Source organism: Paenibacillus sp. JCM 9796 (assembly GCF_055379675.1).
Genome location: NZ_AP043723.1, coordinates 113,072 through 131,557, shown reverse-complemented (window position 1 = coordinate 131,557; position 18,486 = coordinate 113,072). Strand labels below are relative to the sequence as shown.

General features: G+C 53.6%; 18 protein-coding genes. 17 read left to right on the top strand and 1 reads right to left on the bottom strand.

The features are described from left to right. The 11 genes from ACZ439_RS00650 to tatC all read left to right on the top strand — a co-directional run bounded on the left by ACZ439_RS00650 (position 1) and on the right by tatC (position 10,550). Entirely contained in the window at positions 1-777 is a 777-nt protein-coding gene (locus ACZ439_RS00650; protein ID WP_127610205.1) for a class I SAM-dependent methyltransferase, read from the top strand. Further along, complete coding sequence (miaA, locus tag ACZ439_RS00645; protein ID WP_141336253.1) at positions 768-1,751, top strand: tRNA (adenosine(37)-N6)-dimethylallyltransferase MiaA; 984 nt, start codon at positions 768-770, stop codon at positions 1,749-1,751. The genes ACZ439_RS00650 and miaA overlap by 10 nt, the downstream gene beginning before the upstream one ends. A gap of 22 nt (positions 1,752-1,773) precedes the next feature. Further along, positions 1,774-2,016 carry an RNA chaperone Hfq gene (hfq, locus tag ACZ439_RS00640; protein WP_054797369.1) on the top strand — a complete coding sequence of 81 codons (243 nt, stop codon included), beginning with the start codon at positions 1,774-1,776 and terminating at the stop codon, positions 2,014-2,016. Positions 2,017-2,212: 196 nt separating this feature from the next. Then, complete coding sequence (locus ACZ439_RS00635) at positions 2,213-4,882, top strand: transglycosylase domain-containing protein (RefSeq protein ID WP_464620481.1); 2,670 nt, start codon at positions 2,213-2,215, stop codon at positions 4,880-4,882. Between the two features lie 112 nt (positions 4,883-4,994). Continuing rightward, positions 4,995-5,696 (top strand): peptidylprolyl isomerase, encoded by a 702-nt coding sequence (locus ACZ439_RS00630; RefSeq protein ID WP_127610199.1) that lies wholly within the window; start codon positions 4,995-4,997, stop codon positions 5,694-5,696. A gap of 99 nt (positions 5,697-5,795) precedes the next feature. After that, positions 5,796-6,461, top strand: coding sequence for an alpha/beta hydrolase (locus ACZ439_RS00625; protein ID WP_054797370.1), 666 nt, complete (start codon positions 5,796-5,798; stop codon positions 6,459-6,461). 28 nt (positions 6,462-6,489) lie between these two features. Further along, on the top strand, positions 6,490-7,140 hold the full coding sequence (locus ACZ439_RS00620) for a YdcF family protein (RefSeq protein ID WP_054797371.1): 651 nt from the start codon (positions 6,490-6,492) through the stop codon (positions 7,138-7,140). 89 nt (positions 7,141-7,229) lie between these two features. After that, positions 7,230-7,424 (top strand): twin-arginine translocase TatA/TatE family subunit, encoded by a 195-nt coding sequence (gene tatA, locus ACZ439_RS00615; protein WP_054797403.1) that lies wholly within the window; start codon positions 7,230-7,232, stop codon positions 7,422-7,424. 250 nt (positions 7,425-7,674) lie between these two features. Continuing rightward, positions 7,675-9,348: a PhoX family protein gene (locus ACZ439_RS00610; RefSeq protein ID WP_464620480.1), complete on the top strand. Its 1,674-nt coding sequence runs from the start codon at positions 7,675-7,677 to the stop codon at positions 9,346-9,348. A gap of 137 nt (positions 9,349-9,485) precedes the next feature. Beyond that, a complete protein-coding gene (gene tatA, locus ACZ439_RS00605; protein ID WP_464620479.1) occupies positions 9,486-9,746 on the top strand; it encodes a twin-arginine translocase TatA/TatE family subunit in 261 nt (86 codons plus the stop codon). Positions 9,747-9,824: 78 nt separating this feature from the next. Next, positions 9,825-10,550 (top strand): twin-arginine translocase subunit TatC, encoded by a 726-nt coding sequence (gene tatC, locus ACZ439_RS00600; protein WP_127610189.1) that lies wholly within the window; start codon positions 9,825-9,827, stop codon positions 10,548-10,550. A gap of 81 nt (positions 10,551-10,631) precedes the next feature. On the opposite strand, the gene ACZ439_RS00595 is transcribed toward tatC, so the two are convergent. Continuing rightward, positions 10,632-11,992 (bottom strand): IS3 family transposase gene (locus ACZ439_RS00595; protein ID WP_464620478.1). Its coding sequence is split into 2 segments (ribosomal slippage): positions 10,632-11,536 and positions 11,536-11,992, totalling 1,362 coding nucleotides; the frame shifts between segments, so codons are not numbered across the junction. A gap of 176 nt (positions 11,993-12,168) precedes the next feature. Between ACZ439_RS00595 and ACZ439_RS00590 the strand changes: the two genes are divergently transcribed. From ACZ439_RS00590 to glnA, 6 genes are all read left to right on the top strand, one after another. Further along, complete coding sequence (locus ACZ439_RS00590; RefSeq protein WP_141336259.1) at positions 12,169-12,864, top strand: HAD family hydrolase; 696 nt, start codon at positions 12,169-12,171, stop codon at positions 12,862-12,864. 71 nt (positions 12,865-12,935) lie between these two features. Next, positions 12,936-13,931: a stage V sporulation protein K gene (spoVK, locus tag ACZ439_RS00585; protein ID WP_127610185.1), complete on the top strand. Its 996-nt coding sequence runs from the start codon at positions 12,936-12,938 to the stop codon at positions 13,929-13,931. Next, a complete protein-coding gene (gene hflX, locus ACZ439_RS00580) occupies positions 13,928-15,262 on the top strand; it encodes a GTPase HflX (RefSeq protein ID WP_054797374.1) in 1,335 nt (444 codons plus the stop codon). The genes spoVK and hflX overlap by 4 nt, the downstream gene beginning before the upstream one ends. Further along, entirely contained in the window at positions 15,255-16,502 is a 1,248-nt protein-coding gene (locus ACZ439_RS00575; RefSeq protein WP_201318709.1) for a methionine gamma-lyase family protein, read from the top strand. The genes hflX and ACZ439_RS00575 overlap by 8 nt, the downstream gene beginning before the upstream one ends. 97 nt (positions 16,503-16,599) lie before the next feature. Further along, positions 16,600-17,013, top strand: coding sequence for a MerR family transcriptional regulator (locus tag ACZ439_RS00570; protein ID WP_464620477.1), 414 nt, complete (start codon positions 16,600-16,602; stop codon positions 17,011-17,013). Between the two features lie 98 nt (positions 17,014-17,111). Further along, positions 17,112-18,449 carry a type I glutamate--ammonia ligase gene (gene glnA, locus ACZ439_RS00565; protein WP_127610176.1) on the top strand — a complete coding sequence of 446 codons (1,338 nt, stop codon included), beginning with the start codon at positions 17,112-17,114 and terminating at the stop codon, positions 18,447-18,449. The last annotated feature ends 37 nt before the right edge of the window (positions 18,450-18,486 follow it).

Genomic DNA, 18,486 nt, shown 5'->3' with positions numbered 1-18,486 from the left:
TTGTTCGTCACAACTTCCTACGACCCGAACGCCGCGCAGCTTGCCGAGGCCCGGCGTCTGGCCGGAACGCTCGGCGGACGCTGCCTGCAGCGCCGCCAAATGACGCTGGCTCAACTGCGCGCCCGATTCGGGGACGAGGATATTTTAGTCATTTCGAAGGAGCGGCTTGAGTATCATCACGACGGCCGGCAGCCGCTCTTTTTTCACCCGAGCACGGCGGCCGTCCGCGTGAAGCGGCTGCGCAATGGCGAGCCTGATACGCTGCTCGCTTTGGCCGGCGTTCGTCCCGGCGACCGGATTGTGGACTGTACGGCCGGACTCGGCTCCGATGCGATCGTTTTCGCGTTTGCGGTCGGCGATGAAGGAACGGTTGTAGCGCTCGAAAGTGCGGCGATCCCTGCTTTTTTACTTGCAGAGGGCTTAAAGTCCTATCATTCCGATGTGCCCGGTTTGAATGAAGCGATGAGACGCATCCAGGTGCATCCGGTCGATCATTTGACCTATTTGCGCGGACTACCGGACGATAGCTGCGATGTCGTATACTTCGACCCGATGTTCCGCAAGCCGATCACGGAATCGAACTCGATCCGCGCGATTCGGGGAATTGCCGACGACCGGGCGCTCTCGGAAGAGGCGGTCGCCGAAGCGAAGCGCGTGTCGCGGCGCTGCGTCGTCATGAAGGAACACCGCGACAGCATGGAGTTCGAGCGGCTCGGCTTTGCCGTCGCTCATCGCTCCTCGACGAAAATTGCTTATGGAGTGATACGATGTTCGTAGAGAGAGACGGCACAAATCCGGCGCCTGCGCGCAAGCCGAAGCTGCTCGTGCTAGTAGGACCGACCGCGGTCGGCAAGACGAAGCTCAGCCTGACGCTGGCCCAAATGTACGACGCCGAGATTATATCGGGCGATTCCATGCAGGTATACCGGCGGATGGATATCGGGACCGCGAAGGCGACCCCGGAAGAACGCGCGATGGTGAAGCACCATTTGATCGACATTCACGAGCCGGAAGAGCCGTTCTCGGTCGCCGAGTTTCAGGAACGGTGCGTGCCGTTGATCCGGGATATCGACCGCCGCGGGAAGCTTCCGTTTATTGTGGGCGGCACGGGCTTGTATATCGAATCGGTTTGTTACGATTTCCAATTCAGCGAAGCCGGCTCGGACGAAGCGTTTCGCGAAGAAATGGAGACGTTTGCTTTGCGCCATGGGGCTGATGCGCTGCATGCCCGATTGCGGGAAGTCGATCCCGAATCGGCGGAACGGCTGCACCCGAACGATCAAAGGCGGATCATACGGGCGCTTGAAATTTATAAAGTGACCGGAGAACGGCTTTCCGACCGGCTGAAGGTCCAAAAAAGGGTAACGCCTTACGAATTGTGTATCATTGGGTTGACAATGGATAGAGCTTTACTATATAAACGTATTGAAGAGAGAATCGATCTCATGATCGAACAAGGTTTGGTGGACGAGGTTCGTGGCCTGTTGGCCCAAGGCGTCGATCCTTCGTCCTTATCGATGCAAGGGCTGGGGTACAAAGAAATTGTTTCCTATTTGGAAGGCCGAGCAACGCTGAACGAAGCAATCGACGTTTTAAAAAAGAACACCCGCCACTTTGCCAAACGGCAGCTATCGTGGTTCCGCCGGATGAAAGATATCGAATGGGTGGATATGAGCCAAATGGGAGAATTTTCTACCCAGTTGCAATTCGTTCGTGGTATAATAGCAACTAAATTAACTTTGACCCGTTAACTAAACCTGAGGGGGCCCATTGATGAACAAGTCGATCAACATTCAAGACACGTTTCTGAACCAATTGCGCAAGGAGAACATTCCGGTCACCGTTTATTTGACTAATGGATTCCAAATCCGCGGAGTCATTCGCGCGTTCGATAATTTTACCATTATCATTGACAGTGAAGGTCGCCAGCAAATGGTGTACAAGCATGCGATTTCTACGTTTACCCCGCAGCGCGCCGTATCGTTGATGCAGCAGCAGGAGCAGAACGCCGAATAATCGGCTTTTGCCCGCTATTCATACGCAGGGTACTTGACCCAGGGTTGGGGCCGGAAGCAACATTTCCGGTTCGAATCGCGTCTAATTGCATAGAAACCGAAAGAACAACCCGATTCTTCCGGGTTGTTTCTTTGTTTAAGACAGCTTTGCGCAGGTTAATAGGACTGTGACACAGATAAGGAAAGGAAGTCGGGGCATGACGGGATCAAGCAAAAAGACACCGAACCAAGCGCCGAAGGAGAGAAAGACGTCAAGCGGCTTGAAAAAGAAGAAGAAGAAAATGACGACAGGCAAAGTATTCTTAGGCATGTTCATTGCCGGAGCATTAGCTGCGATTTGTGCGATGGGGGTCTACATTTTCGTCATATTAAACGGAAATAAAATATTGCAGGAAAACCTGGATAAGCTTGAGTTTGATGAAGCGTCGCATATTCTGGATATCAATGGGGCGGAAGTCGGCGTTCTGAAGGTGGAAAACCGTGAAAATATAGATCCGAAGGAAGTGCCAGAGCTGCTGAGACAAGCGTTCGTGGCGACGGAGGACAAACGGTTCGACGAGCACGCCGGGGTCGATTTGTTCGGGATCGCCCGGGCGCTGGTGAAGGACGTCGTCGCCCGCAGCATGGTCGAAGGCGGAAGCACCATTACGCAGCAGTTGGCGAAAAACGTGTTCTTGAGCGCGGACAAAACGTTCTTCCGTAAAGCGACGGAAATGTCGATTGCGATGGCGTTGGAGCAAAACAAGACGAAGGACGAGATTTTGACGTACTATCTGAACCGGATTTATTTCGGAAACCGGGCTTACGGGGTGAAAACGGCCTCGAAAATTTATTTCGGAAAGTCCGACCTGAGCAAGCTGGAGCTGTGGGAGGTCGCGACGCTGGCGGCCATGCCGAAGGCGCCCAATACGTACAACCCGATCTCGAATCCGGACAAATCCAAGGAACGCCGGGCCGTCGTGCTGAAGCTGATGTACGACCAAGGGTATATCACGGAAGCGCAGCGGGCGGAAGCGGCCGCACACGACTATGAACGGCCTGCCGGCGCAGCGAAAGATCAATTCCAGTCCTATATCGATTACGTATTGCGGGAGGCGCAGGAAAAGTATAACTTCGAGGAAGACGATCTGCTGCGGGGCGGCTACAAAATTTATACGAATCTGGACCCGAATGCGCAGGCGATCATGGAACAAACGTATGCGAACCCGAAATTTTTCCAAAAGGATGGACCTGCTCAGAAGATGCAAAGCAGCATGGTCATCTTGAATAACAAAGACGGCGGGATCGTCGCGATGATCGGCGGGCGGGATTATGTAGTCCGCGGGTTGAACCGGGCCGTTGCCCAGCCGCGTCAGCCGGGGTCGGCGTTCAAGCCTTTGATCTCCTACGCGCCGGCCCTGGAGCTTGGCAAGTTCTCGCCTTATTCGAAGCTTCCGGATGAACAAAAGTCGTATAACGGTTATTCGCCGCGGAACTGGGACGGCGTCTACCGCGGCCAGGTGACGATGTTCGAAGCGATCAAGAAGTCGGTGAATATTCCGGCCGTTGAGGTGTTAAACCAAGTCGGCATAAGCAAAGCGAAGTCGTACGTCGAAAAGCTCGGCATCCCGTTCGATAAAGCGGATAATAACTTGGCCATTGCTTTAGGCGGTTTGACGAAAGGCGTTACGACGCTGCAAATGGCGCAGGCGTATACGTCATTTCCGAACAACGGAAACGTCGTCGAAGCGCACGCAATCATTAAAATTATGGACGACAGCGGAGAGCGCGCGGCTTTCAAGGCGGAGAAGAAGGCTCCCGTCTGGAGCGCCAAGACGGCTTGGTACATGACCCAACTGCTGCAAGGCGTCCTGGAGCCCGGCGGCACCGGTACGGCGGCGAAGTTCGAACGCCCGGTTGCGGGGAAAACAGGTTCGACGCAGCTCGAGCTTAAAGGTCTCGAGAAATATAACCGCGACCTCTGGTTTGTCGGGTACACGCCGGAATGGACGGCCGCCGTCTGGATGGGCTTCGATAAAACAGATGCGAAGCATTATGTTTCGATGAGCAGCGGCGCGCCGGCCGCTATCTTCAAGGAAGTCATGCAGAAGGCGCTGGCCAAAAAGCCGATAACGAAATTCGTCAAGCCTAGCGGTGTAGCGGATATGGATGAACCGCCAAAAGGAATCGGCGATCTGAAAGCGGAGTTCGTCGCCGAGAAGAAATCGGTGAAGCTGACTTGGTCCGCTGTCGGCGAAGGCGTCGTATACCAGGTATTCCGTAAGGACAGCAAAATGCAGGAGTTTCCGAGCGAGCCGATCACTTCGACAACGGTGACCGAGGTCAACGATATTTCGGCTATTCAGCCGAATACGTACGAGTATACGGTCGTTCCGCTTAACCCGGAAAACAACGTGGCTGGCGCTCGCTCGAACATAGCCAGCGTAACGGTCAGTGATTCGTCAAATCCGCAACAGCCAGGTAAGGAAAACGACGGCGAGCCGCTTGATCCGAACGCGCCGGAAGCCGGACAGCCGGGCACCGGTACCGGACATAATCCGGGCGGAACTAACGGAAATGGCGGAACAGGAGCCGGTTCGGGACAACAGCCTGGAACCGGTAAGCCCGGCGGTACGACAACCCCGGGTGGATCGAAGCCTGGGACGGGGACGAGCGCGGGAACAGGTACCGGAGGCACGGGAGCCGGCGCCGGAAGCGGCACACCCCCAGGGACGGGTGGAGCCGGCGGTACGACGCCCGGGAACGAGCCCGGCGGCGGAGAAGCCTCAAATCCAACTGGCGGGCAGCCGATAACCCCGGACCCGGCAGTCGGCGGCAATACCGGCGGCACGTTTGGAAGTCCCGCGCTGCCGCAGCGTTCCCCATAACAAGGGGTGTGACCCCGGGTTGCAGTTTGAATATTTTATTTTCCGAGTTCCGGTGTAGTATAATCATGCCGTAACGTGATTCCAATAGCTGCAGATGGAGATGAACCAAACGATGATTTCAAAGATTGCGCAAAAAACGATACGTACAGCCCTCGCGGCGGGCCTGGTTGCCGGTATGCTGGCCGGATGCGGCACGAAGCCGGCGCCCGCCGACAATTCGAACGCGAGCCATCCGTCCGCCCAGCCGAATGCTTCAACCGGTACGACGTCTGAACCGGGCAAGAAAACCTGGTCGTCGCCTCCGGAGATGAAGATCGATGCGAACAAATCGTACACAGCGACGGTCACGACGTCCAAGGGGACGTTCGTCATCGAATTGTTTGCCAAGGATGCGCCCAAAACGGTAAACAACTTTGTGTTTTTGGCGAAAGAAGGCTTTTATAACAACATCACCTTCCACCGGATCATTCAATCGTTCATGGTTCAGACGGGAGATCCGCTCGGCAACGGGACGGGAGGTCCGGGCTACAAATTCCCGGATGAACTGAAGTCGCCTTACAAATACGAGCCCGGGATCGTAGCGATGGCCAATTCCGGTCCGAATACGAACGGCAGCCAGTTCTTCATTTGCACTGGCGAAGACAGCAAGAGCTTGAATAAATTGCCGAACTACACGATCTTCGGCAAAGTTGTCGAAGGTATGGACACCGTGCAAAAAATTGCAGCCACACCGGTCGAGCAAGGCTCTGAGCCAACGCCAAGCAAACCGAAGGAGAAAGTCGTCATTCAGTCGGTCACGATTACTGAAAAGTAACGGGATGGTCAGGCAGCGTGGAAATCCACGCTGCTTTTTGTTTCGACTGAGGGAACCATATTCCGGATACATTCGTCTAATGAAAGGAGAGACCTGCATATGGCCGAGGAACGCGCGTGCTTGCTGCTGCACGGCTTTACCGGCGGACCTTACGAGGTTCAACCGCTGGCGGATTACTTGCAAGGATACGGTTATGATTGTCATGTCCCGACGCTGCCCGGCCACGATCCGGAGCTGCTGGGTCTCGCGGCCTCCACGTGGCAGGATTGGCTGGATGCGGCCGCCGATGAGGCTCGCCGGCTTAGCCGGCATTATGCGTCTGTCGATCTGATCGGCTTCTCGATGGGGGGACTGATCTCCGCATATTTGGCCAACCGCTTCCCGATCCGCCGCTTGGTGCTGCTGAGCGCCGCTGCGATTTACATAAGCCCGGTTCGGTTCATGCGGGATCTGGTCGACCGGATGCGTACCCACGATTGGGAGCATTGGCAGCGGGTGAAACGCGTGCCGCTGCCCGCTGCGGTGCAGTTCATGAAATTGGCCCGGTTTGCGAAGCGGCATGAGCTGAACCGCATCTCGGTCCCTACGTTAATTATACAAGGGCGTCAGGACCAGATCGTTCATCCGCGCAGCGCCCGCTATATCTACAACCGTATCCAAGGCGAGAAAGAGCTGCTGTATGTACCGAAGTCCCGGCATTTGCTTTGTCTCGAGCCCGAAGCGGCTGAGGTGTTTCAAGCCGTACGACGCTTTCTGACGCAGTAGGGGGAACAATCGTAAGGGACTGATTGCAATGAAAGAGAAACGACGCCGGAAGGCGATGAAACGAAAGGATCGCTGGATACGGGGCGGCCGCTGGCTGCTGGCGATTGCACTTGTGGGCGTCCTATGGATTGGCGTCGTGCAGGTTCGCATGGCCACATTGCCCGATCGGGAGCTGCCACCGCAGGACGTTGGCATCGTGCTTGGAGCCTCGCTTTGGCAGACGGCGCCAAGCCCTGCGTTGAAGGAGCGCTTGGACCGGGCGGTGGAGCTGTACCGCAGCGGCGTCATTACCGAGGTGATTGTCAGCGGCGGCTACGACACGCCGAAGTCTACGCTGACCGAAGCCGAAGGGATGCGCAATTATTTAATGGAGCAGGGCATTCCGGAGGGCCACATTTACTTGGAGAACGAAGCACGCAGCACCTATGAGAATTTGAAATTCAGCCAAGCGATTATGAAAGAGCACGGATGGACGTCTTCGGTCATTATTACGCATCGCTATCATGCGGTACGCGCCCTCGACATTGCGCGCTTTCTCGGCTTCGAGCGGCCGCAGGCTTCGCCGATGGATTCAAGCGTGCTGATGATGTCCTGGCACCGCAGCCGGGAGACGCTGGCTTTCGCCAAGTGGCAGTGGGACAAGGTCCAGCTTTCGCTCGGGTACGAACTGCAGCGCTAGGCGGCAGTGGACCAAACTGAAAGTTTCTTTTCGCTCGCGGACTTGGTATAATGCAAGGAAAGGATAGTCCCAGAAACGGGGTGACGAACATGCCGTTCAATATCGGAATCGGCGGACTTTTACTTATTTTAATCGTTATACTGATCTTATTCGGGCCGTCGAAGCTCCCCGAGCTTGGCCGTGCGGTCGGTCGTACGTTAAGCGAGTTCAAAGAGTCGACGCGAGGTTTAAGATCCGGCGAGAATGAGGAAGAGAACAACAAGAAGAACGAACCGAAGTCATAATCCGTCGGGAATCCGTATGTAATCAAACTCCCTGCCGGTCATGCGAGAGCATGATCCGCCGCAGGGAGTTTTTTTGTTGTCCGCCGCCGTTGTCCGCCGCCGATGGCCCCTCCACGAACAATCCCTGTACTCGCTTGTGCCTAACCCATCCTCTCCCTTTACAAAACCTTCACTTGGCCCTAATCTTCTGTTGATTTTTGTTCCTTATGCTTATCTATGGATATACTATATTAGTATAGGGAGTGTACATATGGAGAAAAACATGGATCGCCGGACATTTCTATCTTATCTCGGTACGGGGGCGGCGGCGCTGGCAGCTGCATCCGCCGGATTAGGCGTCTTGGAAGGCAAAGCTTCCGCGATGTCCCCGACGGCCGACCACCTGTTCGGGTTTAAGACGAATAAAGTCAGCGGTTATTTCGAACCGATTCAGGCTTCCAAAGAAGACCAGCTGTTGCTTCCGAAAGGGTACCGTTACGACGTTGTGGCGGCATTCGACGATGTAATCAACGCAGCTGGCGAAAAATTCGGACAAGGCTCCGATTACAACGCCTACTTCCCGATTGACGGTTCCAACACGCGCGGGCTGCTTGTGAATAACCACGAATATACGAACATTTTTGCGCTCGGTCCGGTGAAGGACGGCAAGAAATCGAAAGAACAAACGGATAAAGACCTGTACTACCAAGGAATGTCCGTTATTGAAGTATTCCAGGACGACAAGGGCACATGGAAAATGGACACGACTTCCAAACATGCCCGCCGCATCAACGGTTTTACCAAATTCGAATTCACCGGTCCTGCCAAAAGTTCCGCCATCTTGAAAAACGCAAGCACCGCCCAAGGCACGTTCGCAAACTGCTCCGGAGGCGTTACGCTCTGGAATACGGTTCTGTCCTGTGAAGAGAACTTCTCCGAGCTGGCGACGGAAGCCGGTCTGCCTCTGACGCACTACGGCTGGGTTGTAGAAATCGATCCGTTCGACGGCAGCTTCTTGAAGAAGCACACGGCGCTTGGCCGCTTCAACCATGAGAATACGGCTATGGGTTTGACGGCCGACGGCCGCGTCGTCGTTTACATGGGAGACGATAAGAAGGATGCCTGTGTGTATAAATTCGTCACGAAGGGCAAATACGTGCCGGCGAGCGGCCGTCAAAACTCCGAGCTGCTGGCAGACGGCACGCTATATGTAGCCAACCTGAAATCCGGGAAGTGGGTTGCCGTTACGTACGAAGCGCTGTCCAAAGTCATCGGCGACGCCAAATTCAAAGCGCCGGCAGGCGTTAAAGGCACGAGAGAGGAACTGCAACGCATGTTCCAAAGCCAAGCGGATGTGGTAACCAACGTGCACGAAGCGGCCTTGATCCTCGGCGGTACGCCGACCGACCGACCGGAAGATGTGGAAATTTCGCCGTTCGACAATACGGTGTTCATCAGTCATACGAACAACGACAACCATGGTAACATTCACGGTCATATCACGCGTATTTTCGAGAAAGGCAACGATCTCGGCGCGACGGAGTTCGATTTTGAAATTTTCATTGCAGGCGGACGTCAATCCGGATTCAGCTCGCCGGACAACCTTGCGTTCGATTCGAACGGCAACCTGTGGGTTGTGACGGACATCTCCACCAGCAGCATGCACAAAGGGGTTCATACTTCATTCATGAACAACGGGCTGTTCGTCGTTCCGACCCACGGTGCGGCCAAAGCGCAAGCGATGCAGTTTGCTTCTGCCCCTACGGATGCGGAATTGACGGGACCCTTCTTCACGCCGGACGAAAGAACGCTGTTCCTCTCCGTTCAGCATCCGGGCGAAAACACAACGGATTTGGCGAAGCCGACCAGCCTGTGGCCGCACCGCCAAGGCGACACCAAAGCTCGCTGCGGCGTTGTAGCGATCAGCGGCTTCAAGCTCGGCTAATCCGGGATTTATGCAGATGCAGTAACTTGCAAGTGCTCGATCGTAAATGTCCGATGTGAAGCCCGCAGGCCGGACGTAACCATCCATTAGGCCGGCGGGCCCCGCAATGGGCGTTTTACCTCAAAGGAGATGACAACATGCCATTCGGCAATATCGGGATTCCCGGATTAATTCTTATTTTAATTATAGCGCTCATCATTTTCGGACCTTCCAAACTTCCGGAGCTCGGCCGAGCCTTCGGACGCACCTTGAGCGAGTTTAAAAGCGCCACCCGCAGCCTGGTAGGCGGCGAAGACGAGAAGCCGGAGGTTTCCGAAGCGTCGAAACCGACCGTCCATGACAAGACGCCAGCGGTCTCCGAAACGAAACCCCAATTCAACGCAGACAAAGTTAGCTAAACTCCATCCGCATTATACGTTTGGCTTCCGGTAACCGCATGCTGCCGGAAGCTAGCTTCATTATGGGAGACCCTTACGATGAAAAATAATGAAATGCACGTTTTCAGTCATCTGGAAGAAATGCGCAAACGAATCGTCATCACGCTCGTCGCCTTTCTTGTTGCCATGATTGCCGCTTTCTTATACGCGAAGCCGATCTATAACTGGCTCGTCCGCGATTTGGGAGACAAGCTGACCATCCTCGGTCCGACCGACATTCTATGGGTGTATGTGATGATTTCCGGGGTCTTCGCGATTGCTGTGACGATTCCGGTAGCCGCTACGCAGGCTTGGCATTTCGTCAAGCCTGCGCTGAAGGAGGAAGAGCGCAGAGCGGCGCTCGGATATATCCCCGCCCTCGCCGTTCTGTTTGCCGCAGGCATTGGCTTCGGCTATTTCGTCCTGTTCCCGATGGTGCTTTCCTTCCTGAAGAACATGGCGGCCGGGCAGGTCAACACGCTCTATACGGCAGATAAATATTTCCGGTTTATGCTGAATTTGACGCTGCCGTTCGGTTTTTTGTTTGAAATGCCGGTCGTGGTGATGTTTTTAACGAAAATCGGAGTATTGAACCCGGTGCGACTTGCCAAGGCGAGGAAAGTGGCTTATTTTACGCTTATCGTCATCTCGGTTATGATTACGCCTCCGGATTTTATTTCGGACATTTTGGTAACGGTTCCGCTGCTGATCTTATACGAATTCAGCATTACGCTTTCGAAATGGGTGTATAAGAAAAAATTATCGACAGCTGCAGTGGAAGCTTGAATCATAGCCGGCGGGTGAGCGGAATGAAGGAGGGGAGTCGCGGACTGAAGTGACCCCAAAAAGTTAGACAAGGTTATGTTATTAGGCAGCTTGTAAGGCATGCGTACGGTATTGAACTGGACTCATGCCTTTTAATTTTGCCTTCATTCGTTTGTGGTTATAGTAATCGATATATTTCGCTAATTCTTGTTTAAAGTGTTCCACACTTTCAAATTCCTTTAGATAGAGGAATTCGGATTTCAATATACCAAAGAAATTCTCAATTACCGCATTGTCGTAACAATTGCCTTTACGGGACATACTTTGCGTGATCTCCCTTTCTTGTAAGGCTTGACGATATTGCTTCATCTGATAATGCCAGCCTTGATCGGAATGCAGGAGGAGTACATCGTTCTCTGACAGTCGTTCAAATGCCTTCTCCAGCATCTTCGAGACGAGGGAATAGGTTGGTCTTGAAGCGATTGTATACGCAATAATTTCTCCGTTAAATAAGTCTAAAACAGGTGACAGGTAAAGTTTTTCGCCAAATAATTTGAACTCTGTGATGTCCGTTACCCACTTCTTATTTGGTTTTTCCGCTGTAAATTGACGGTCTAAGAGATTGGGGGCAATCTTACCTATTGTCCCTTTGTAAGAACGATATTTTTTCATACGGACAACGCACTTCAAGCTCAATTTTTTCATGATTCGCTGTACTTTTTTATGATTCACTATATAACCACGGTTCACCAATTCATCCCGAATACGACGATAACCATAACGCCCTTCATGTTCGTCAAAGATGGATTGGATCTGTTTTTTTAACTCGACATCTTGATCCGATTTCCCAAAGTTTTTCACCCAGTAATAATATGTACTACGTGGAATCCCTGCTAGCTTGAGTACTGATTTCACCGGAAATTCATGCCTTAATTCAAAGACTACTTGCGCTTTGTCTTGTTTGGTGATTTTTCCTTGCTTTGAACTAAGGCATTCAACTTTTTTAAATAAGCATTCTCCATACGTAAACGCTCTAATTCTGCTTGCAAAGCCTCTGCTGAACCTTCTGCTGGTGCAGTTTTGTTTGTTGGTTTCTGACTATCTTTTTTCATCGTTGGACGCCCCTTTTTCTTTGATTCCAGGGCCGCCCAGCCTAGTGTGTCTAAGGTATTTTGCCAATTCCAAAGAATCGATTCGGAAGACAAGTTAAATCTCGCTGCCGTTTCAATAATGGACGTCCCGTGTTCGTTCATATAGTTAATTACGTCTAGTTTATATTGGGCAGTGTATTTTGTATAGGTTTTTATAAAGGCCCCTTCTCCATGATATTGATACTTTTTCACCCAATACTGCAGTTTACTAACATGTACACCGATTTCCTGTGCGATTGTTTGATAACCTGTATGTCCTTCTAAATATCGTTTGACCGCTTTTATTTTTTCTGCTGCTGTAAATTTAGCCAAAAGAAAAGCACCTCCAATTGTTAGATGTGTGTCTAACAATTGGGGTGCAGTTCAGACAAGCGGCTCCTTTTTTGCGTCCTCCGGCACGGCGAGAATGGGTAGAAACGGAATGTTCACTAGGCAAAATCCGCCAATCGTAGTACGATACATTACATAATGCGGGATGAGGTGCGGTCATGATTCGGGCAGTCGTATTCGATTTTGACGGCTTGATCGTGGATACGGAAACGGCGGATTTTGAGTCGGTTCAAGCGATGTACCGCCATCACGGTGGCGAGCTGACCATCGACGTATGGGGGCACTGCATCGGTACGGGACCGGACGCCTTTAATCCTTATGACGACTTGGAGCGGCAGATCGGCCGGACGTATGATCGCGAGGCGGCCCGTGCGATGCGCAAGCAGGCCTATGACGCCAGGATGGCCGAAGCTGACGTGAGGCCCGGGGTGCGGTCTTATCTGAAGGAGGCGAGACGGCTGGGGTTGCGGATCGGTCTAGCCTCCAGTTCGACGCGGGAATGGGTTACGGGATATTTAAAGGCGTACGGTTTGCTGGATGACTTCGAATGCATCCGGACGCGCGACGACGTTACCCGGGTAAAGCCCGACCCGGAGCTTTACTTGAAGGCGCTCGCGGCGCTTGGCGTACAGCCGCACGAGGCGGTGGCGTTCGAGGATTCCCCGAACGGCGCGCTGGCGGCTTATCGCGCGGGCATGCGATGCGTAGTTGTGCCGAACGCCGTAACGGGCTTGTTAACGTTCGGAACGCACGATTTTCGCTTGGCGTCCATGGAAGAGATCGGGCTTGCAGCGGTGATCAAGCGGCTGCAGCAGACCGACATTTTGAAAAATCGAGGAAGAGATATACAATAGACAAAGAAAACAGACACAATCCGCCCGACTCGCGCGTATACATTAACACCAAAGAAGAGGTGATGTTACGCATGAGCGGACGTGTACAGCCTTCGGATCAGATTCAGATCACGAAAAACGCCCGGCAAATCAACGTCGTCCTGCGCAGTCCGGAACCTGTCGCACATGCCCCCGCCGAATCGGAAGCTTTGTTTCACGGCAAGCCTCTATCCCAGCAAGGCCAGTTCGGGGAAATTATGAAAGAACTGGATCGTATGGTCGGTTTGGAGCATGTGAAGGAGCTCGTGTTCGAAATTTACGCGCTGCTGCGCATAGCCGGGATGCGGGCGGAAGTCGGCCTTATGGCGGGAACCCAGGTGTACCATATGATTTTCAAGGGGAACCCGGGAACGGGCAAAACGACGGTCGCCCGTATCGTGGCGAAGCTGTTTCAGACGATGGGCGTGCTGAACAAAGGCCATCTTATCGAGGTGGAGCGTGCCGATTTGGTCGGCGAATATATCGGGCATACCGCGCTGAAGACGCGGGAGCTTGTCAAGAAAGCGCTGGGCGGCATTCTGTTTATCGACGAAGCGTATAGTTTGGCGCGCGGCGGGGAAAAAGATTTCGGTAAAGAGGCCATCGATACGCTTGTAAAGGCGATGGAGGACCATAAGAACAATTTTATTTTGATTTTAGCCGGGTACTCCGAAGAGATGGAGCAGTTTCTGACGACGAATCCGGGGCTGCCTTCGCGGTTTCCGATTCAGCTCGATTTCCCCGATTACACGGTCGACGAGCTGATGCAGATCGCCGAATTGATCGTGAAGGAACGGGAGTATGCTTTAACCCAATCGACGGAGATGAAAATCCGGCAGCAAATCACGAACGAGAAAAATCAAATGGAGGTCGCCTTCAGCAATGCGCGGTTCGTGCGCAACTTGATCGAGAAAGCGATGCGCAATCACGCCGTCCGCCTGTTAAGCAGCCCGCATGTACATCCGACCAAACAGGATTTGATGATCATTCGCCCGGAGGACGTCAAGCTGGAACGTAAATCCCCAAAGGAGACATATAAATTTATATGAAAAAAACGAGCCATGAAATTACGCCGGACCACCAAGAACGCGCAGTACTGGTGAGTCTGGTTACGCAGGAATTAAAGCGCGAGGAAACGTACGACCCCGACTATTCACTGGCCGAGCTTATCCGGCTCGCCGAGACGGCCAATGTCGAAGTGCTCGGAACAATGACGCAAAATAAAGAATACGCCGATTCCAAGTGGTTCATAGGCAAAGGAAAAGCGCAAGAATTGAAAGAGCTGCTGGAGGAGAAAGGCGCGAACACGGCCATCTTCGACCAGGAGCTGTCGGGCGCGCAGGTGCGCAATCTGGAGCAGTTTCTGGATGTGAAAATCATCGACCGGACCCAGCTGATTCTGGATATTTTCGCCGGCCGCGCCAAGACGCGCGAGGGGATCATCCAGGTCGAGCTGGCGCAGCTTAGCTATTTGCTGCCGCGGCTGTCCGGCCACGGGAAGAATTTATCCCGGCTCGGCGGCGGCATTGGGACCCGGGGACCCGGGGAGTCGAAGCTGGAGACGGACCGCCGTCATATCCGCGATCGGATCAGCGAGCTGAAGCGCCAGCTGCAGGAAGTGGTGAAGCACCGTACGCTTCACCGGGAGCGGCGTAAGAAGACCGGCGTCTTTCAAGTCGCTCTCGTCGGGTATACGAACGCCGGCAAGTCTACGCTGCTTCGCCAGCTAACGCAAGCCGACGTGTATGTCGAGAACCAGTTGTTTGCCACGCTCGATCCGACCTCGCGCTCGCTGAAGCTGCCGACCGGATTGGAGATCGTCTTGACCGATACGGTCGGGTTCATTCAGAACTTGCCGCACGATTTGGTCGCGGCTTTCCGCGCGACGCTCGAGGAGGCCAACGAAGCGGATCTTATTCTGCACGTTGTGGACAGTTCCACCGAGATGATGACGATCCAGATGAAGGTCGTCGATGAGGTGCTCGAAGAGCTCGGCGCACACGGCAAGGATCGGATAACCGTGTTTAACAAAATCGATCTGTGCACGCCGGAGCAATTGGAGATGCTGATGACCGAAGGCGATTACTTGCGCATCTCGGCTTATCGCGAAGAAGATCTCGGGCGATTGATCGACGCGTTAGAGAAACATTTGATGGGCGACAGCCGGACGTACCGTATTCCTGCCGATAAGGGGGATGTCATCTCGCTTGTGTACCGCGTAGGCGAGGTGCTGGAGAATGAAGTGGACGGCAGCGACATGCTGTTCAAGGTACGGGTAAACAATAAAGAGTTCGATAAGATAGGATACATGCTGGCTGCATACGATTCGGCGCGTGCGCCGCAGGGAGAGAACAGAGGAGAGACGTCGGAACATGTTTAACGAGCAGGTGCTCGCCTTGATGGAGAAGGCGGAGAAGGTAGTCGGGGAACGAATGAATGAACTCGATCGGTTGATCGATCGCAATCAGTGGAAAGTCATACGTGCGTTTCAGAAGTTTAAAGTAAGCGATTATCATTTTGCCGGCTCGACCGGATATGGCTATAATGATCGCGGACGCGAAGTGCTCGATCTCGTGTATGCCGACGTGTTCGGCGCCGAGGCGGCGCTGGTGCGTCCGCATTTCGTGTCGGGCACGCATACGATCGGGACGGCGCTCTTCGGCGTCCTGCGGCCCGGTGACGAGCTGCTGTCGATTACAGGTCGTCCGTACGACACGCTGCACAAGGTGATAGGCAAACCGGGCGACGGACTCGGCTCGCTGCAAGACTGGGGCATCGGCTACGGCGAGGTGGAGCTGCTTGAAGACGGTTCGCCGAACTATGAAGAGATCGCCCGGCGCATCACTCCGCGAACGAGAGTGATCGGCATTCAACGGTCGCGCGGGTATTCATGGCGTGCCTCGTTCACCGTCGAGCAGATTGGCGAGATGGTTCGTTTCGTGAAAGAAATAAAGCCGGACGTTATCGTATTCGTGGACAACTGTTACGGCGAATTCACGGAGCTTAACGAACCAACCGAAGTCGGGGCCGACTTGATCGCCGGTTCGCTGATTAAGAACCCGGGCGGCGGATTGGCTCCTACAGGCGGCTATATCGCGGGCAAGCGCGAGTATGTTGAGCTGGCGTCCTACCGGTTGACCGCTCCGGGCATCGGCGGGGAGGTCGGCGCTATGCTCGGGACGACGCGGGCCTTGTTCCAAGGCTTGTATTTAGCGCCGCATACGGTTGGACAAGCTGTTAAAGGATCGGTGTTCGCGGCAGCACTGTTCGCCGAGCTGGGATTTACGACGCATCCGCGTTGGAACGATCCCCGCACCGATTTAATTCAGGCCATCCGGTTTACCGGGCCGGAGCATCTGATCGCCTTCGTTCAAGGCATTCAGCAGGCGGCGGCCGTAGACGCGCATGTCGTGCCGGAACCTTGGGATATGCCGGGTTACGAGCACCCGGTCATTATGGCGGCCGGAACCTTCATTCAGGGCGGCAGCCTGGAATTATCGGCCGACGCGCCGATTCGGGAGCCTTATATTGCCTACATGCAGGGAGGCTTGACGTATTCCCACTGTAAGCTCGGCGTTCTGACGGCCATCCAAAACATGATCGACCGCAAATTATTGTAATCATTACTTACATGTGGCATTAACCTGACATAACTTGACACGTTTCTAGAACATGGTTACAATAAAAGTAAGGTTTTATGTGTTAGGGGTGATAGTCATGAGTGATGATATCCGCCGTAATATGGCCCTTTTTCCGATCGGTATTGTTATGAAGCTGACGGATTTAACCGCCAGACAAATACGATACTACGAGCAGCATGAATTGATCATTCCAGCAAGAACCGGCGGCAACCAGCGTCTATACTCGTTCAACGATGTCGAGCGTCTTTTGGAGATCAAGGATTTGATCGAGAAGGGCGTTAACATCGCAGGAATTAAACAAGTGCTGCTGCCGGTCGACAAAGATTCGGAGGATGCAACCATCTTGAACGAGCAATCCGAAGTGAAACGCCGGGAACTGACCGATTCCCAGCTGCACAAGATGCTGAAGCAGCAGCTGATAGGCGGAGGCAAGCGACCGAATCATGTATCGTTGATTCAAGGCGAACTGTCTCGTTTTTTCAGAAAATAGGGTTTGGCCGAGGAGCGACCGCCGCTCTGTTCACCTGAGGCGGGGCGAGCGGTACCCCCTCGTTATTACGTACCGATTTTTAAGGAGGAGATTTCACAGTGACGGATAAGAACTACACGAAGGAAGATATTTTACGTATTGCCAAGGAACAAAACGTTCGATTCATTCGACTTCAATTTACGGATTTGCTCGGCACCATCAAGAACGTCGAAATACCTTTAAGCCAGCTTGAGAAGGCGCTTGATAATAAAATGATGTTTGATGGTTCTTCCATCGAGGGTTACGTTCGTATCGAAGAATCAGACATGTACTTATACCCGGATTTGAATACTTGGGTCGTGTTCCCATGGGTGACGGAAGATCGCGTGGCGCGTTTGATTTGCGATATTTATTTGCCGGACGGCCGTCCGTTCCCGGGCGACCCGCGCGGCATTCTGAAAGCGGCGTTGAAAGAAGCGTACGAAATGGGCTATACCGCGATGAACGTCGGGCCGGAACCGGAATTTTTCTTGTTCAAAACCGATGAGAAAGGCAATCCGACCATGGAACTGAACGACCAGGGCGGTTACTTCGACTTGGCGCCTACGGATCTCGGCGAGAACTGCCGCCGCGAAATCGTGTTAACGCTCGAAGAAATGGGCTTTGAGATCGAAGCGTCACACCACGAAGTGGCGCCGGGTCAGCACGAGATCGACTTTAAATATGCCGATGCGATTAAAGCGGCCGACCAAATTCAAACGTTCAAGCTCGTTGTGAAGACGGTAGCCCGTCAGCACGGCCTGCATGCCACATTCATGCCGAAGCCGTTGTTTGGCGTTAACGGCTCGGGCATGCATTGTCACCAATCGTTGTTCCGCGGTAAAGAGAATGCCTTCTACGACGAGAGCGACAAACTCGGCCTAAGCGCAGAAGCACGTCATTACATGGCTGGTATTTTGCGCCACGCCCGCGCGTTCGCGGCGATTACGAACCCGACCGTCAACTCGTACAAGCGTCTTGTACCGGGTTATGAAGCGCCTTGTTACGTCGCCTGGTCGGCCAGCAACCGCAGCCCGATGATCCGTATCCCGGCTTCCCGCGGTCTCAGCACGCGCGTTGAAGTGCGTAACCCGGATCCGGCGGCTAACCCGTACCTCGCGCTGGCCGTTATGTTGAAGGCCGGCCTTGACGGCATCAAGAAAAAAATGCAGCTGCCGCCTCCGACGGACCGCAATATTTACGTGATGACCGAAGAGGAGCGGGAAGAGCAAGGCATTCCGAGCTTGCCGATCAACTTGAAGCAAGCGCTCGACGAAATGCTTCGTGACGATGTCATTTGCGAAGCACTCGGCGATCATGCGCTGGCTCATTTCTTCGAGCTTAAGGAAATCGAGTATGACATTTACCGTACTCAAGTTCACGCTTGGGAGCGCGAGCAGTATTTAACGCTTTATTAATAATTAAAGAAACGGACGTTCGGCTGAGCCGAGCGTC